Here is an 18,446-nt window from a genome sequence, read left to right on the forward strand (position 1 = left end):
TTTATTCATTTGGCATGATAATCCGACCTGATCCTCAGGCCGGATTTTTTTCGTTTCTTTCATTCTTGATAAATAAACCTTACGCGTTTACCATTTACTAAAGGATTTATATTTCACTTTAGCGAAATACATAACTATGAGAATGGAAAGGGTGAATAGGATGAACCAAACAGGTATAACAGCAAGAGACTTATTTCACTTGAAATCGGTAACCGATCCAAAGCTTTCACCAGATGGCAGCATGGCGGTTTATGTCCAAACGAGAATTGACGAAAAAACGGAAAAGTACATTTCCAATCTGTATATGTTCAGCCTGATCACGAACGAAACAAAACAATGGACCTTTGGAGATAATCGCGATACATCACCTGCCTGGTCCCCAGATGGTAAGCATATCGCATTTTTATCGGATAGGTCAGGGAAAAAACAAGTCCACATCATGGGCAGCATTGGCGGGGAAGCTCGGCAGCTTACCCATTTCACGAATGGTGCAACCACCCCGATCTGGTCTCCATGCTCCACCAAGCTGTTGCTTTCAACAGCTTTGAAAAAAGGAGAAACACTCGACACGGCAGAGGAAAATGAATGGTCTAAAGAGATTCATCGATATGACAGGATCAAGTATAAATGGGATGGCAGAGGCTATTTCGATCATTTATATCACCAGCTAGTGATAGTGGATGTCTTGAAGAACGAATCAGTGGTCCTAACCGATAATGGCGTGGACCATCTTCCTAATGCCTGGTCCCCTGACGGTCTGCATATCGCCTTCGTATGCGGCGACGCAGACAAAAGTGATGATGAGCTTTTCTCAGATATTTTCACTATGGAAGTTGAAACAAAATCTCTACGGAAAGTAACGAATAGCACTGGGTTTTATAAAGATCCGAAATGGTCTCCAAATGGTGAATATCTTTCCTACATTGGCCATGATAAGGAATTTGCCGGTGCGACCCTTTCAAAAATCTGGTTATATACCTTTTTCGATCAAACGACTCAGTGTTTAACGGATGGGTGGGACGTCGAGATCGGGGATTCAGCAATCGGGGATTTTCAAATCGGGGCAGTCGACCCAGGAATCTTATGGACAAACGATAGCCAGGGCTTTTACTTTTTGATTAGTGATTATGGAAATACCGGCGTCTATTATGGTTCGATTGAGGGAGCCATGTATCCCTCCATCCTCGATGCCCAGCATATATACGGTCTGACTATAGATCCGGAAAGCCATCGTGCCGTCGTGGCCATCAGCACTTCCGTTCATCCGGGCGACCTGTTTACTTATAACCTGACAAATGGAGATAAAGAACAAATCAGCTTTGTAAATGAAGATTTTTTGAAGGATAAGCATGTATCTTTAGCTGAACCGATTTCGTTTCCAGCTGCCGACGGCCTTACGATTCACGGCTGGATCATAAAACCGGCCCGTCTTGATGAAAATCAAAAATACCCACTCATCCTGGAAATTCATGGCGGCCCGCATATGATGTATGCCAATACCTATGTTCACGAATTCCAGACATTGGCTAATGAAGGGTATGCAGTTTTGTTCACAAACCCCCGTGGAAGTAAAGGGTATGGCCAGGATTTCGTCAATGCTTGCCGAGGGGATTATGGAGGCATGGATTATAGCGACCTAATGGCTGGTGTTGATTATGCTTTAGCTACATATGATTTTATAAACGCGGAAGACTTGGGGGTATCCGGTGGAAGTTACGGCGGGTTCATGACAAATTGGATCGTCGGTCATACGAACCGCTTCAAGGCTGCTGTAACCCAGCGCTGCATCAGTAACTGGTTAAGCTTTTATGGTGTCAGCGATATCGGCTATTATTTTACAGAGTGGGAAATCGGGGGAGATATCGTTCATTCTGCCGAAAAGCTTTGGCACCACTCCCCTTTAAAATATGTGGGTAATGTGGAAACTCCATTATTGTTACTTCATGGCGAACGTGATTATCGCTGCCCGGTAGAACAAAGCGAGCAATTTTTCGTTGCATTGAAGCGACAAAACAAAGAAGCGGTCCTCGTAACCTTCCCAGATGAAACTCATGAAGTGTCGCGCAGTGGATCACCGAAGATGCGGCTTGGGCATATTGAGGAAATCAAAGGATGGTTCAATAAATATTTTTAAAAACAAAGATGCTGTCCCAAAAGTCGCAAAATGACTTTTGGGACAGCACCTCCTTGTTCTCCCTTCATAAGAAGATCACGATGCAAATATTCGCGCAAACATTTTTCGCTTCTCTTTTCATCTCAGAGGAATATGACCGTTCCGTCATGGTTCGTAATATATTCACCGATTTCGAGCTTTTCAAGGTACTTTATGTGAATAAATTCTTGTACCTTCTTATATTCGATTCCCTCCACTTAATTTACTCATAGCCTCACTCTAATAATAATCATCTAAACATGGAAAACACTAAATTGTTCATTAAATAATTGAACATCCTTACAGGAATAAAACGACTCCGCCTATCCCATATACTCATCATTCGTGCGGTTCTTGAACATCCTCTTCGAAAAATGCCTCCATAATTCCCTGTCCAATCTTCTGGCTGATTGGATGAGAGTTTGTCTTGGCATTCGGGACTACTACTGAAAAAGCTACTTCAGGACTGTCGTAGGGAGCATACCCCACCAGTGTCAGGTTGTTCGTCGGTTTGTCTGTATATGTCTTTCGTAATACAGGATCATAATAAAAGGATTGTGCCGTCCCCGTTTTACCGGCTATTTTATAGCTTTTGTATGGATGTTTATTGAAATGGGAGGCAGCGCTCCCGCCTTGTTCGTGAAACACTTTACGGAACCCCTCTTGCACGCGTTCAATCTTTTGTTTATCCATGTCAATGCGATTTAGATAAACTGGGGAGACGCTTTGGAAAACAACAGGATTTTGGTCTTCCATGTCCTGTTCGCGGACCTCCTTAAGAAGATGTGGCTGGACCCTATATCCTCCATTAGCGATGGTCGATATGTATTGCGTCAGTTGCATGGGAGTATAAGTATCATATTGGCCGATTGTAAAATCCAGCAAATGGCCTGGGGACCCACCTTGGCCGCGATATCCGCTGGCTTCATTCGGGAGGTCGATTCCTGTCTTAACCCCAAGCCCGAATTGATTGAAATAATAGCGAAACGTTTCAAATGCATTTGAATCCAGCGGCAGTTTCATGTTTCTATAATAGGTCTTCCCAAGCATACTCATAGCCGTCTTGAACATATAGACGTTGGAGGATTGCTTCAAGGCAGTCAAGTCATTGACCATCCCCATCGTTCGTACTGACTTCTTGACTGGGGTACTCAGCAAGTAGATAGGCTCATCCAGGAAAGACTGACCAAGTTGGATGGCGCCGCTCTCATACCCGGAAAGTACTGTCGCCCCCTTTACAGATGACCCCATTTCAAAAGATGAGTTGACAGTGCCAAGGGCATGATCAGTCGCTACCCACTTGCCGTTGACTTCTTTAATCTGTTTTCCAACCATAGCCAGAACTTCTCCTGTAACGGGATTCATCATGACGACAAAGGCCTTATTTAGGAATGCCCCCCCTCCATTCCTCTTAGCATTAATCAATTCAGCAGTGAGTATCTTTTCTACCTTCTCCTGTAAACCCATATCAATAGTCAGTATCAGGTCCTTACCAGGCTTACCAGCTGAGACCTCATGAGTTCCAATAATGTTTCCTTTTCTATCCGTTTCAATTTCCGTCACGGAATTCGTGCCCCTGAGGACATCTTCATATTGGTATTCCAATTGGCTTTTTCCTACCCGGTCATTCCGGCTGTAACCTCTAGATAGGTAACCGTCGACCCCCTCTTTCGGTATCCCTTCATCTCGAGACGTCGTGCTTCCTAATACGGAACGAAATAATCCTCCATACGGATATGTCCTTTCCCAATCTGTCAAAATATCCACTCCAGGAATTTCAGACAGCGCCTCACTCACTCGGGCTAATTCTTGATAGGTTACATTTTTGTCCTTGATTGGCTGAGGAGTATAGGCATAGCCCTTCTTCATTTCTCTTAAGATGGCAAGAACCTTCATTTCACTATTTCCGATGTCTTTTAAATCGGATTCAACAATTCGGTCCAGCTGTCTCTGATAAATATCATTATTTGTCAGCTCTTGGTTCTGCAGCTCCTTGTCTGTCAGTTTCTTCAGTGCTTTCTTAGGACGGGTCACAATCCAATAATCTTTCATGTCCCTTTCTGTAATCTTGTCTGTTTTGACCGATATACACGCTGACAGTTTCGTAGCAATTTCCAGTAGTTCCTGATCTGTTTCATTTCCGGTTTTCGTATAGATAATGATGTTTGACGCTTCATTATCGACAATCACTTGATAGTTCCTGTCGTATATTTTCCCTCTTGACAGGTGATGCCTCACTTCTCTCATATTGGTACCATTCACTCTCTTTTCGTACATATCCCCTTGATAGAGCTGGACAAAAGCTATTCTGAATATAAGAACGGCAAACAATGCAAACACAAGGGTCGTAATAATAAGCATCCTGGTCGATTCCATCCGCTTTTTTTTAGTCCTCTGCCGATTTCCCAACGTCCTGTTCCCTCACTTTCCCCCTATTTTTTTCATTTCGCATCGTCAGACTGACACAAGCTATGCCTACGGTACAAAATAAACCAAGTGTAAGAGGCTGAGGAAAAATAGTGTATATCACACTGCTGATAATCATCACCTGAATATGTATGGATCTCATTGGTCCCTCCATTCACTCATCCTGCACACAACTTCATTTTAATTGGTTGGTTCCAACCATTAGCTTACGAAAAAATTCAGCTGACTTTCTTTATTCATTCTCCGCTAAGTACTGATCCAGCACAGGCTTTATTTTCGCGGTTACATAGTGGCTTCCCCCGCGATTCTTCACATCCTCCACAATGGCTGTGAGCAAGATAGATGGACTTTTTGTATCAAACACGACCACAAAGCCATTTTCCATCCCGTCTTCGCCTTTCTTGCTCTTCAGCTCAGCTGTCCCCGTTTTTGCAGCCAGTACCTCTTTTGCCGTCTTAAGATTATGAGCAGTCCCCGTATCACGCTCCACCACCTGAATCAGTGCCTTTTGGACGATTGAAGCAACCTCACTGGATATGACGGGTTTGTCGATAGGCTTATTGTTTTCTTCCTTTATCAAAACAGGCAGCACCATATTTCCGCCCTTCACAAACGGTGTAAACGCAGTCCCTAAATGGACAACTGACATCAGGACTTCACCCTGTCCATAGGCGGAGTCAGCAAGTAAGACTTCATTCTCGATTCCATCATTGGATAGCTGACTCTTTTTCAAATGAATCGGCAGCTGGAAATCCTCCTGGAACCCAAATGCCGAAGCATTCTTCTCAAAATTGGCAGCTCCCATTTCCAGGGCTTCCTGAGCGAAATAGATATTATCGGAATAGGCCAGTGCATCAACCATGTCCACCGGACTTGCTTCCTTAACACGGGTGACAAAATAGCCTCCCCAGCTGTTGTCCTTCCTCCACTGCAAGCCGGATATTTCTCGTTTCTTCTCCGGGAATGTCGTTCCGGCGGTGAGTCCGGAGGCTGCAGTAATTGCCTTGAAGGTTGATCCTGGTGCATATAAGCTGGAGAAACGGTTCAAGAATGGAAGCTTCGGGTTTTCACTGTATGCCTTCCACTGGTCTTCCGTCATCCCGCTCACCATTAAATTCGGGTCGAAGGATGGATAGCTGACGAGCGCTAACATTTCTCCGGTCACAGGATGGATCGCTGACACCGCGCCCGCATCTTGCTTCATCGCTTCATACATGTTACTCTGCAATGCAGCATCGATCGTCAGATTTATGTTTTTACCATTGATGACATCCACTTTTTTAAGAATGCTTTTCTGTTCACCTTTCTCGTTCTTAATTTGAATGATGCCGCCCTTCTTTCCTCTTAACTGCTTTTCATATACTTGTTCCAATCCCGACTTACCGATGTAATCTCCTGAAGTGTATTCATGGCCGGCGTCCTTTTCAAGGTCTTCACTCGTTGCTTGCTTCACATACCCAATCAGATGGGCAGCTCGATCTTTTTCAGGATAATACCTTATCTTTTTCGTTTGGAAATATACTCCCGCTAAATCCTCATCCATGCTTTCCGGCTGAAACTCTGCAGGCATGACAGCAATCGGGACGAAGATATCTTCTGTCACCCACTTTTGATCAAGCGCCTGTTGAAAGCGTTGTTCTGGAATCTTGAAATAAGCGCTTAGCTTACTTATTTCAGCTTCCTTGGACTCTCCAAGCTTCCCGGGGATGATCCCCATTTCATACACATCTTTATCTAGGGCGAGCGGGTTACCATTTCGGTCAAGGATATCGCCCCGTTGCGGCAAAAAGGACTGAGCGCTGACCTTATCTCCTTTTTCCATCCCAGCGAAGATCAAAGACGGATCCCACTTTATTTTCCATACATCCCCATTCTCTGTTTTCTCTTCTATAAAAAAAGTTTGATAGGACGCTGTCACTTCTCCAAGAAATGTATTGATTTTCACCTTGAAGATTCCTTTATACGTCTCGCTATCATCTTCGTAAAGCAACTCTTTGGATAAAACTTCAATTGAAGAAGTCTCAATACCCGAAAAAATCGCATGATACTTTTCGGTAAAACTCTTTTTCGAATAATCGTATGTTTCCAAATCTCCTTCTGCAATAAGTTTTAACATTTCCTCGTAGTTTTGTTGGGAAAATTGTCTGACATATTCATTAAAAACTTCTTCCGGGGTAGCCTTGTTCGCTTTAAGATAATGCCATAGAGGCAATACTCCAACTGTCAATGCTACAACTAGCACCAATATGATTATTTTTTTCATCGTTTTTCACTCTTCCTCATATATGCCTGATTTGCAATTTTAAATTCCGACGAAAATAAAGCATAAAATTTACCATGTTGGTCTCAATCAGATCAACCATCTTAATGAACTCTTTCCAACTTGGTGAATATTTAAAGATTTTTATCATCTTCGTTCACTAATGCTTTGGCTTCGTTATACCTTTCAAAAATGTTTACTAATTGTTCACAATAAATAACCAATGGAAAGAACTATTCCTGCACCTCCCCTCCAGTTTACAAATACATAACTATTACACGTGTAGTTTTTTAAAGTATTACACATGTAAGATTTCCAGTCAATACAATTATGCTTAATGTACTCACTGTAAAATATTGAACTTACACTTGTAAGTTTAATGGCTAAAAATCATTTTACCGAAATATCGCTTCTTAAAATATGGATAGGTAGACTTGAAGAATCAAGGCATATAAAATGAAAATGACATATATGATCATGAAGGTGTTTTACGTCCTCATCTAGTTGCATTGACTTCTAAAAATATGAACAATATAATTAAATTATTACAATCGTAATTTTAAGGATGGTTAAATAATATGAAAAAAACACCCCAAATTTCAGAAGCAGAGCTTGAAATTATGAAAATAATTTGGAAACACCCTAATATCAATACCAATGAGGTGATTGAAAAGGTATCCAAAACTAGTAAATGGAGCCCTAAAACCATTCAAACAATGTTATTAAGGCTTATAAAAAAAGGGGCATTGAATCATTATAAGGAAGGTCGTGTATTCGTTTATACACCAAACGTTGATAAAAGTGATTATTTGGAAATTGAGAGTCGCAGTTTTTTAGAACGTTTTTATAATGGAACGTTAAATTCTATGGTATTAAACTTCTTGGAAAAAGATAGGATGTCAGAGGATGAAATTAATGAGCTGTATCAAATTTTAGAAAAACGTATGAACAGAAAGAAGGAATAACATGAGCAGCTCTTTCTTTACTTTCTTTCTCATCAGTAATATCACATTGTCTCTCATTTATTGCATGATCCTTCTCATAAAAAAGCTATTAAAAATACAAATAACTGTAAATACCCAATATTATATCAGCGTCATTTCCCTATTGTTATTGATTGTTCCTTTTATCCCTTTTCATTTTCTAAAAACAAATTCTTTTTTTGATTGGATGATAAACTTAGGTGCAAGCAATCCAAAGTTAGCGAATATCCATTCTGCAGGTAAAACATCAACAACAAGTGTTCAAAATGCAAATTGGCTACAAGATTTTTCCCTGTCAATTGAACAATCACCTTTCCGAATGATGGATTCTATTTTTTTCATAGTATGGATATCAGGAATGATTTTTATCCTTTTGGCTACTTTATATAGCAATCTAAGAATTTATAAGATAAGAAAAAACCTACAAGTAATAGAAAACAAGAAGTTATCCACGCTTTTTTATACATGTAAAAAGGATATACATTTTAATAAAAAAGTGGTCTTGGGGTATTCCTCATTGATAAAATCACCCATTACTTTTGGTGTCATCACTCCATATATTGTCATACCAAAAGATATTTCCATGCTTTCTACGGAAGAGATGAAATGTATACTGCTTCACGAGTTGTATCATTGTAAACGAAGAGATATGCTAGTGAACTATTTCATGTGTCTAGCTAGAACTGTATATTGGTTTAATCCTCTCGTATGGTATTTCTTGAATGAAATGAAAACCGAGATGGAGATTTCATGCGATTATGCAGTTTTAAGATCGCTGGATGATGAGTCACATCTAAAATATGGTGAGGTTATTTTAAAATTCGCATCTCTTTCCAAACGTACATCATCTTTGTTAGTGGCTTCGGAAATTAGCAGGTCTTACAAACAAGTAAAAAGGCGTATTGTCAAGATCAGTGATTTTCGGGTTGAATCAAATATGCTAAAGATGAAAAGTGCTCTAGTATTCATCTTTTTTTTAGCGATCATTTTGATGAGTATTCCTTCTTTATCTGTATTGGCCCTGAGCAAAGAAAAAGAAACACATCCTCTTTCTTATACTAATGTAGTGTATAAGGATTACAGCCGCTTTTTCGATAAACTTACGGCAAGTGCTGTAATATACGACACCAAGATGAAGCAGTATACGATATACAACAAGGAAGAAAGCACTACCAGGTTTCACCCTACTTCCACTTATAAAATATTCAGTGCATTGTTCGCTCTTGATTCCGGGATTATTTCAAGGGACAATTCCCAAATGACTTGGGATGGGAGCTTATATCCATATGAGGAATGGAATAAAGATCAAGATTTATTCTCAGCAATGGAAAGCTCATCCTCATGGTATTTTCAAAAACTCGATCACCAGATAGGAAAAAGGAAATTACAAAATTACTTTGAACAGATACATTATGGAAATCGCGATTTATCGGGTGATTTATCTAATTATTGGCTAGACGGTTCACTAAAAATTTCTCCTGTCGAACAGGTGGATATGTTGAAAAAATTCTATGACAATGAATTTTCTTTTGAACCATCTAATATTCAAACTGTGAAAGACTCCTTGCTTTTAGAAGAATCCAATGGCAATCTGTTATCCGGAAAAACGGGGACGACAGCTGTAAACGGGGAAAATATAAGTGGCTGGTTTGTAGGATATGTAGAAACTTCAGATAATACCTTTTTCTTCGCCTTTCACATTCAAGGTGAAAAGGATTCAGGTGGAAGCAATGTTGCTGAGATGGCACTTTCCATCTTGGAGAAGGAGCATATTTATCAATCCGTATTCTGATCGATACGATTTTTTTCATTTCTCGATATAAGCTCCAAGATTAGAGCATGTTTTGTTGCTGCGGGCCAAAACATGCTCTTATTTTTCTTTTTTTGCTGTATTTTCCCTTACTGTATTATATGAGGAAAGACTCTTATGATGGGATTCATCTTCTTGCGCCCTACTATCAGCACTATACCAACTCCATGACCAAGAGGACGTGCGGCGGGGCCCTTCGACGTGAACGCCTGTGGAGCACCCTCACCTTTCCCGCTGCTCCCGCAGGCATCTCGTACTTCTGCTCCAAGCAACCCGAAATAGTTTCGTTTTAAAATCAACAACCTATACGAAATGAGCCTAAACAAAAGAAAAAAAGAGACATCATAGTTGTCCCTTTTTACACCTTTATCCAAAATTCATGCCATACTCCTACCGTTAACCACTCTAAGATGGGAGAGAATTCAATGATTTTGTATTGGCCATAGCAGTACTAGATCGACTGCTTCACACTCGGATTGACAGCACATTTCAATATTTTAATGGGTGATGCGTCCATTAAATCCCCTTATTCTCTGCCAACAGGCAATTGAATTTCGTCCTTTTCCTTATCTAAAAGTGTCAAGAATTATATCCATAATCAGCTAAATGAATCGAAGCATAGATTAAGTCGCCTTGGCACCCTTTGCTAAACAGACTCTTTTTATTTTTAGTGCTGTATTTGATCTCTATCCTCGGAAATTGAGCTTAGGGCAATGCCCGCCTCCGAACTTGTTTGTTTGTGTATGGCAAGATCCCCTAAAGCAACGATACCGAGCAGCTTGCCATTTTCGACAATAGGAAGTCTCCTGATTTGTTCATTACCCATTAACTCTTCCGCTTCGTCCACTGACATATCGGGAGTTCCCGTTATAAGATGAGTGGAAATCACGTCGGTTATTCTGGTTGAATTCGGTTTTTTTCCGGCAACACAGCGAAGCACGATATCCCTATCGGTGATGACGCCGACCAACTGGCCACTATCCAAGACAGGAATGATACCCACATCATGGTTCTTCATTTTTACGGCTGCCTCATAAATATTATCTTCCACTGTACAACAGTCCACATCCGTAGACATAATATCCCTTAAAGTAGTCATGGAAATCCCTCCATTATTCACGCGTTTCTTGTTTATTGTTGACTATAGGAAAGATATTATTCAGCTTGATGCAAGGTTCATTCCACATACTTCCCATGATCGGGCTTTGCCAACGAGTCGAATTCCCTTGATAGCTTCGATAGCCCACTATCCAATTCTTCCCCATCGACAGGATACCCGTGCCCCGTTACAGCCGCCTTGGGCTTCAATGCTGCCAGCACGCTCACAGATTGCTTAGCCGACTCCCAATCGGTTGTCAAATACCGCGGCGGGCCTGATATTTCCCTTTCCTGGGTGAAAACCTTATATAAAGAATCTTGCCTGACATTCACAAAAGCATCCCCTGCAATCAGACTACGATCACTTTCCCGAAAAAGTGAAATATGACCTTTGGTGTGACCCGGGGTATGGATCCATTTCCATCCGTCAAGAAATGGGATAGACTGGTCGTCTGGAAGGGGTTGAACTTTTTCGTCCAGATTGATTCCTTCATTCGGAAACATCCAAGAAATCTTGGCAACCATTCCCCCTTCTACAGATGGGTCAGGCTCAGGGTAACTTTCTTGTCCCGTCAAATAAGGCATTTCTTTTAGGTGGGCATAGACAGGCACCTCCCAATGTTCCATCAGTTCGATCAATGCACCAACATGGTCGAAATGGCCGTGGGTCAATATGATGGCTGCCGGTGGATGGTTCGGTCCGTATATGGCTTCTGCGGTCTTCTTTATTACCTCCGCTGAACGTGGCATTCCGGCATCGACCAATACCCATTCATCCCTTTTCGGAAGTCCTAAAAAAATGACATTGACGATTTGAACCGTTAGACAATAAATACCCTCCCTAACTTTCCTGACATCCCCATTGCTCATTGATGTCATTGGCAATATTTTTTCATTCAAATGGTGATCATCCATGTTTAAACCTCCTGATTTGGACATATTGTCGTTAGATTACCCTTTACATGAAAATAAAAACCAGCCTATAATTTTTTATAGGCTGGTTTTCATTAATAAACATCCTTCCGGGTAAAAGCGGCAAACGAGACGAGTAAAGCAAGCAGCCACCAGACGAGAAGCGTTATGACGGAGGATAAAAGGGTCATCCCCTCGATTGGCGGCGCCGAACCGCTAATGTAGGTGGTCAACTTCAAATTCACCATGAAGAAATATTTTGCTGATTCCCATGAAGAAACCATATTGTTCAGGATAGCTCCTGAAATCAAGGCTGCTAGCATGATACCCATTCCTGCCGGTGTACTGCGCACGAGGACCGATAGCATGAACGAAAGCGTTCCTATCACGACCGCAACCAACCATACAAGTCCCAAATCCATCAAAAGGAATTTCCATTGTTCCACTAGCCTTACTTGGCTGACATCCACATCTGCGCCGTTCAATTCGAATCCGGTAATCACCGGGGCCGCCCAGCCTTGATAGCCAAAAACAAGACCAGATAATAAATAGGACAATAATGCTGTCATCGCCACGATAATCGATACCGACAACAATAAGGTTATATATTTGCTCATTAAGATTTTCCACCGCTTCACTGGCCGTGTCAGCAGAAGTTTAATCGTCCCTTGACTATTTTCCGAGGAAACTAAATCGCTTGCTACAATCATGATGAGCAATGGAATGAACAAATCGATGGCATTTTCCAAAAACATGCGGGTAAAAGTGGCAGCCCCTGGTTCTGAGGGGTTTATATCGTGATCAAGGTAATACTGCTGCTGCTTCAGTCCCACTTCGAGCTGTTCACGCCACTCATCAAGCATCCTATTTGAGCTTAAGCGATTTTGTGTATCAATGATTTGCTGCTGAAGGGCAGCTCGCCAATCGGTAGTACCTAACTTCTCCTTCTGCTCTTCCGCTTGCTTATATTGTGCGTACGTAAACATCAGCACCAAAATCCCGACGATGATCCCAATTATGACCAATCGTTTTTTTGCCAACAACTTCATCATTTCATTCTGGATCAGGTTATTCAATACCAGCACCCCCGCCGCCGGTTACTTGTAAAAATAATTCTTCAAGGCCCGGGAGCTTCCGGTTCATTTCATGCACCTTCACTCCTGCCCGGATAAGGGCCGCATTCCATTCAGGTGTTTCAAGTTCATCGTAAGCGGTAATGATGTATTTTTGGTCCATGCTCACTTCCGTGAACCCACTTAGGATTTCCAGTCCTTTTTGGACTGGCTCAACCCTCCACAAAATCCTCTCTTGTGTAGCTAATAGCCTTTCCACAGTATCCGTCTGAATTATTTGTCCATTTTTTATGATGGCAACCCGGTCACAAAGCTGCTGGATTTCACCTAATAAATGTGATGATACGAGAACACTCATCCCTTCTTCTTCAGCCAATTTCCTGATGAACTGACGCATTTCCCGGATCCCTGCAGGATCAAGGCCATTGGTCGGTTCATCCAAAATCAACAGCTTCGGACTATTCAGCATGGCCTGTGCAATTCCCAACCGCTGCCTCATTCCTAGCGAATAGGTCTTCACTTTATCATGAATTCTCGCTTGCAGGCCGACCAGCTCTACAACCTCGCTTATTCTTTGCTTACCCACTTCAGGCAGCATTCTGGCAAAGTGAAGCAAATTATCCCAACCACTCAAAAATGGGTAAAGTTCTGGATTTTCAACGATACAGCCCATATATTGCATCGCCTTCGTGAAATCCTTGCGTACATCAAACCCGCAAATTCGGATGGATCCCGCAGTTGGCTTAATGAGTCCAACCAGCATGCGTATGGTCGTCGTTTTACCGGCCCCATTCGGCCCTAAAAAGCCAAAAACCTCGCCTTCAATCAGGTCGAAATCGATTCCTTTAATAATTTCCCTGTCGCCAATCTTTTTTTTCAATCCTTTGACAGACAATGTCACCTGTTTCATCGTTCCTCATCCTCCCACTTTATTAAAGGAGCAACCCTATCTGCTATTAAACGATACCCCTTCTTATTAGGGTGAAAATTATCCGTATACAAATAATCATTAACAGACAATTGGAAAAGGTCAAAGGTCGGCACGAAAATGGCATTTTTATAGTGGGCCACGACTTCTGCCGTATCATTATTCCAATCCCTAACAATTCGGTTCGTATCCAGATCATCATCCAATTCTATAAACGGATTATATAAACCAAGCAAAAAAATGGTAGCTTTATCATTGACTTGATTGATATTCTTAAAAATACCATGTAAGTTTTCCATATATTTCTGTTGTGATTCTGCGATGACCTGACTATCATAATCAATCAGCGTCTGACCTTTCTGAAATAAGTCATTGCCGCCAATTGTCAGTAAAATAACATCGGCCGCCTTGATTTGGCGCCTCACTTCCGTTTGCTTGACTTGCTGCACTAATTCTTCTGAAACTTGTCCATTGATGCCGAGGTTGTGAATGATCGGTTTATGCTTATATTCACTCTCCAAATCTTCTAAAACAAGTCCGACGTATCCTTTTCCTGACTCATCACCTGTACCTCGTGTGAGCGAATCACCCAATGCCACGACCGTAAAGTCATTAGGCAGATCCTTTTTGTTGGGGACCGCTTCATTTGCTCCCATATCAGAAGATTTCTTTCCATAATGATCAAAAATCGTCCATCCGAGACAAAATAAAAAAAACAGTCCTACAACCGCTGAAACTATCGTAGTAACCAACACTTTGGTTTTGCTCAAGAACACTCATCCTTCCCTTCATTCTCTACTTTCCATTAAATCATATTATTTCCAAAAACAAAAAACTGATTGCTCCCGAATTAAAAAAATCAACATATCCCCTTAAACGCTCGGACTCCCGAGCAGGTGCAGATGGCTCACGAACCGCCTCTGGAAAGCTGATTGGCCTGCAGTAAAATGAAAACAAAAAACTGCAGACATCCCCCAGTACTTCCAAGGTCGTCTGCAGCGGTCTTCAAGAATGGAATACCATTACATTTCTAATTTGTCGGCTTTTATCCTTGGCACTTTATGTTCATTATCCAATCTCATAAGCCAGATTGTAAGCAGCATGCCAATCAGGGTAAGTACCCCGTAGAAGAAATACACTGCATATATACCTGAATGATCCAGGATGATTCCGCCAGTAAAGGTGCTGAACCAATTTCCCAATCCATTGCCGATTGCCGAATAAAGCGTAATGGCCGTAACGGTAATATGGGCTGGGACAACTTTGCGGATATACTGTAAGGCTGCAGGAATGAATAGGCCCAATGAAAACCCTTGGATGACCGAAGTCACGTATACCGTAGCTAAACTCGGTTCGCTAAAATACAGTCCCCAGCGAATCAACGAGCCTGCTCCAGCCAATAAAGTAATGGGAAGCAAGCCTATTCTATGAATCCAACTGCCCGCCATTCTCATGAACGGGATTTCCGACAATACAGCCAGGAGGAAGGCAATTCCGATTCCAGTATATGTCCCGCCTCTCGCCTCAACAAATAAACCATAATATACGTTATTTGCCAAATTCGGACCAAAGAGCAGGAATGTTATCGCAAGGAATATTAGGAATCTCTTCATTTTGAACAATTCTTTCATCCCGCTGAAAACCTTCACCTTTCCTTTAGGCGGCTCTTCCGGCAACCGGAGTGCTAGAATGGCCGCAACCAATAGACCAAAGAAAAAGGCGTAAAATATAACCGCTGGACCAATGAACGATTCAGATAGCTTTCCCATCATAAAAACGGCCACACCAAAACCGAGTGAACCGAATAAACGAATTTTCCCATAATTCGATTTGATTCTTGTCGTGTATTGAAGCGTGATGCTGTCCGAGACGGGAATGATGGCGCTTTGAAAGACAGCCAACGCAATCGCAACGGCGACTAAAAGTAAATAGGGCTCGAACAGCAAGTACCCTAACCCGAATACACCAGCAAGTAATGAGGTCAATGCCAGTATTTTTGCAGGTTTTCCGCTCCAATCACAGACAATTCCCCAAATGGGCTGAAATAGGATCATCACGATCGGTCCTACAGACATAATCGATCCTATTTCAAGACCGGACAAGCCGGCTTCGTTGGCTAAATAAACGCTTAACAGCGGCGTTAAACTTCCAACAGCAAAAAAAGAAAATAGGTAAAACACCTTTAAACTTACAATATTAGCTCGTATTTGTTTTTCCAAATCCAGTTTCCCCCATGCAGTCATCTTCTCCCGCGACAACCGTTGCCTTCTCCAATTTTACTGATATTCCCATTCATGAAAAACGCCTCAACGTCCATAGGCATGATTAGGCCGGCACCAGACATATTCCGGCCTATTGGGCGGATGATTCGTTCATGATTTACGGGGCCAAGCGTACTTTACAGGTTTAATCGGAAGCACGATCTTAAAGACCGTACCTTTATTGACCTCGCTTTCAACAAAGACTTTTCCCAAATGGTTTTCAATGATTTTGAAGCTGATCATCAAGCCTAAGCCATTTCCCGATTTTTTTGTGGTGAAAAACGGTTCCCCCAGTTTCCTTAGCTGCTCAGGCGGCATTCCCTTTCCTGTATCGATTATCGAGATTTGCACGTTTTCCTCTTTACGTTCAGCCATGACTTTAATGGCTCCACCACCTGGCATCGCTTCCATCCCATTTTTAATGAAATTGAGAAACACTTGTTTTATCCGATTCTCATCACAATTAACGAGTATTTCTTCATGGATGCCAACGAGTTTAAGCGATACGTGCTTCTTTCTTGCATCAAACTCCGTCAGTGATAAAACATTTTCAATGATTTTCACGATATTCTTCGTTTCCAAATTTAAGGACTGCGGTTTGGCCAATTGCAAGAACTCTTCCACGATCTCATTGACCCGATGGATTTCATCGAGAATGATCTCGAGATATTCCAACCTGGTTTCGTCCGTTTCGTCTAGTTGCAGGTATTCCGTATACCCTTTCATGGAAGTCAGCGGATTCCTGATTTCATGTGCAACGCCAGCAGCAAGCTGCCCAACTGCCGCCAATTTATCCTGCCGATGAAGCATCTCTTCCGTTTGCTTACGCTCTGTTATATCATACCGGATGGATAAAAACTGAAAAGGCTTTCCATTCACTCCGAAAAACGGAACGATGGTTGTATCCACCCAATAGAAGCTCCCATCCTTTGCCTTGTTCCTGATTTCCCCCTTCCAAACCTTCCGATCATGGATGGTTCGCCACATCTCCTCGAAGAACTCCTTGGAGTGAAGCCCCGAATTGACCAACCTATGAGTCTGGCCGATCAATTCATTTCTTTCATATCCGGAAATCTCTGAGAACTTTTCATTCACATCGATAATGACACCTTTTGCATCCGTGATGGCAACGATTGAGGACTGATCGATGGCATATTGCATATCCTCTAGTTCCTGTATGGATCCCATCAAGTCATTTTCCGCCTTTTTCCGTGGCGAGATATTTGAACAGATTGAAATATATTGATAAGGTTTACCCTTTTTCATAAACGGAACGATGGTTGTATCCACCCAATACGTATCGCCGGTTTTAGTTCGATTGCAGATTTCACCATTCCATGTCTGCCCCTGGCCAATCGTGACCCATAGATCTGTGAAAAACTCTCTTGAATGGTAGCCTGAATTGATGATGGAATGATTCGTGCCGATTAGTTCCTGCTCTTCATATTGCGATATTTCCATGAACTTTTCGTTCACATAAGTGATGGTCCCTTTTGCATCCGTGATAGCGACGATTGCAGATTGATCTAACGCATGCCTGATATCATTCACCGTATTATCACTTTTTGCCAAACGCCGACCAACGATCGTACTTGAACCAATCAGGCTGGCAAGGATGAACAAAGAAACTAAGCAGACTAGGTAAAGCATGAATGGGGTAAGTTGTACAAAATCCCCCCGCTCGTCCTTACCGTCGACCGGTATCGGTATCACCCGCAACAAAAGATAATACCCTTCAATGATCGCCCCGCTCATCATCAATGTGCTCAGCGGCTTTAATGATGATTGACTGACCCTTTTAAAGTAAAAGAAGATGACGAGCGCTGTTGCAAAAATGCTAAAAATGATGAGCAGCGTACTCACAAGCAAATACGGGTTATATTGTACGGAGTGATTGATGGTTAAAATGCTCATCATATAATTAGACAATAATGCCATCGTAAACATAAAACTGCAGAAAGTGATTTGCAGCAATTCTGTTTTATACGAAATGGCCAGTAGCCCCACCGCAGCGAGCGATATCGCCAATAGTAATGAAAATAATATTGTAGAAAAGTTGTATGATGCAACTCCTGAATTATCGAGTGTAAATATGATCACCAAATTAAGTGTCCATAGGGCCACCCCCATCGAACAGCTGCTTCCTATGTATAAAAGGCGCTTATACTTCTCGACCGACAGGAATGTTGTCAATAAATCCAATGCCGTATAACAGGCCATTATGATTAAAAGTGCCGCTATCATAAACAGGATGGGATTTAATGCTACGATTGAATGTTCCATTATTGCAATGATCACCTCGTTCTCCTATATTGTAATGGAAAATTACAGTGACTCATAGGTTTTTATTTCCTTTCACCCACGTCTCTTTTGTCAGACCCGTTCCAGCTGAAGTTGAGACTTTCTTTCATAAAATCAAAAAAAATAGAAATACTATTCTTTTGTATAGAGTAAAATAGAAAAAGGACAAAGCCCAACGACCGTCCAATCAAGCTTTGTCGATGCGGTGTATATTTTATGACCAAAATAATTATACAGAAAA

The 18,446-nt window shown here is 41.8% G+C and carries 12 protein-coding genes; 3 read left to right on the top strand and 9 right to left on the bottom strand.

Features of this window, described 5'->3' with window-relative positions; translation table 11 throughout:
• The first annotated feature begins 160 nt into the window (after positions 1-160).
• On the top strand, positions 161-2,134 hold the full coding sequence (locus MHI53_RS13245) for a S9 family peptidase (protein WP_340371485.1): 1,974 nt from the start codon (positions 161-163) through the stop codon (positions 2,132-2,134).
• 357 nt (positions 2,135-2,491) lie between these two features.
• Here the strand turns inward: MHI53_RS13245 and MHI53_RS13250 are convergent, their stop codons facing one another.
• Complete coding sequence (locus MHI53_RS13250) at positions 2,492-4,513, bottom strand: penicillin-binding protein 2 (protein WP_340371486.1); 2,022 nt, start codon at positions 4,511-4,513, stop codon at positions 2,492-2,494.
• 298 nt (positions 4,514-4,811) lie between these two features.
• Entirely contained in the window at positions 4,812-6,842 is a 2,031-nt protein-coding gene (locus MHI53_RS13255) for a penicillin-binding transpeptidase domain-containing protein (protein ID WP_340371487.1), read from the bottom strand.
• 575 nt (positions 6,843-7,417) lie between these two features.
• Here MHI53_RS13255 and MHI53_RS13260 point away from each other — a divergent pair.
• Together MHI53_RS13260 and MHI53_RS13265 are read left to right on the top strand one after the other, a co-directional pair.
• On the top strand, positions 7,418-7,804 hold the full coding sequence (locus MHI53_RS13260; protein WP_061140318.1) for a BlaI/MecI/CopY family transcriptional regulator: 387 nt from the start codon (positions 7,418-7,420) through the stop codon (positions 7,802-7,804).
• Position 7,805: 1 nt separating this feature from the next.
• Positions 7,806-9,614, top strand: a complete 1,809-nt coding sequence (locus tag MHI53_RS13265; RefSeq protein ID WP_340371488.1) for a BlaR1 family beta-lactam sensor/signal transducer — start codon at positions 7,806-7,808, stop codon at positions 9,612-9,614.
• Between the two features lie 685 nt (positions 9,615-10,299).
• On the opposite strand, the gene MHI53_RS13270 is transcribed toward MHI53_RS13265, so the two are convergent.
• The 7 genes from MHI53_RS13270 to MHI53_RS13300 form a co-directional block, all read right to left on the bottom strand.
• The gene (locus MHI53_RS13270) at positions 10,300-10,731 is read right to left on the bottom strand and encodes a CBS domain-containing protein (protein WP_340371489.1); all 432 of its coding nucleotides are present in this window, start codon (positions 10,729-10,731) and stop codon (positions 10,300-10,302) included.
• Positions 10,732-10,808: 77 nt separating this feature from the next.
• Positions 10,809-11,645, bottom strand: a complete 837-nt coding sequence (locus MHI53_RS13275; protein ID WP_061140322.1) for an MBL fold metallo-hydrolase — start codon at positions 11,643-11,645, stop codon at positions 10,809-10,811.
• A gap of 92 nt (positions 11,646-11,737) precedes the next feature.
• Complete coding sequence (locus MHI53_RS13280; protein WP_340371490.1) at positions 11,738-12,718, bottom strand: ABC transporter permease; 981 nt, start codon at positions 12,716-12,718, stop codon at positions 11,738-11,740.
• Positions 12,711-13,625 (bottom strand): ABC transporter ATP-binding protein, encoded by a 915-nt coding sequence (locus tag MHI53_RS13285; RefSeq protein ID WP_061140324.1) that lies wholly within the window; start codon positions 13,623-13,625, stop codon positions 12,711-12,713. The genes MHI53_RS13280 and MHI53_RS13285 overlap by 8 nt, the downstream gene beginning before the upstream one ends.
• Positions 13,622-14,413, bottom strand: coding sequence for an SGNH/GDSL hydrolase family protein (locus tag MHI53_RS13290; protein ID WP_340371491.1), 792 nt, complete (start codon positions 14,411-14,413; stop codon positions 13,622-13,624). The genes MHI53_RS13285 and MHI53_RS13290 overlap by 4 nt, the downstream gene beginning before the upstream one ends.
• Positions 14,414-14,665: 252 nt before the next feature.
• Complete coding sequence (locus MHI53_RS13295) at positions 14,666-15,862, bottom strand: MFS transporter (protein ID WP_260320072.1); 1,197 nt, start codon at positions 15,860-15,862, stop codon at positions 14,666-14,668.
• 153 nt (positions 15,863-16,015) lie between these two features.
• The gene (locus tag MHI53_RS13300) at positions 16,016-18,202 is read right to left on the bottom strand and encodes a PAS domain S-box protein (protein WP_340371492.1); all 2,187 of its coding nucleotides are present in this window, start codon (positions 18,200-18,202) and stop codon (positions 16,016-16,018) included.
• Between the last annotated feature and the right edge of the window lie 244 nt (positions 18,203-18,446).

Source organism: Peribacillus sp. FSL E2-0218 (genome assembly GCF_037992945.1).
In the GTDB taxonomy this organism is placed as follows: domain Bacteria; phylum Bacillota; class Bacilli; order Bacillales; family DSM-1321; genus Peribacillus; species Peribacillus simplex_B.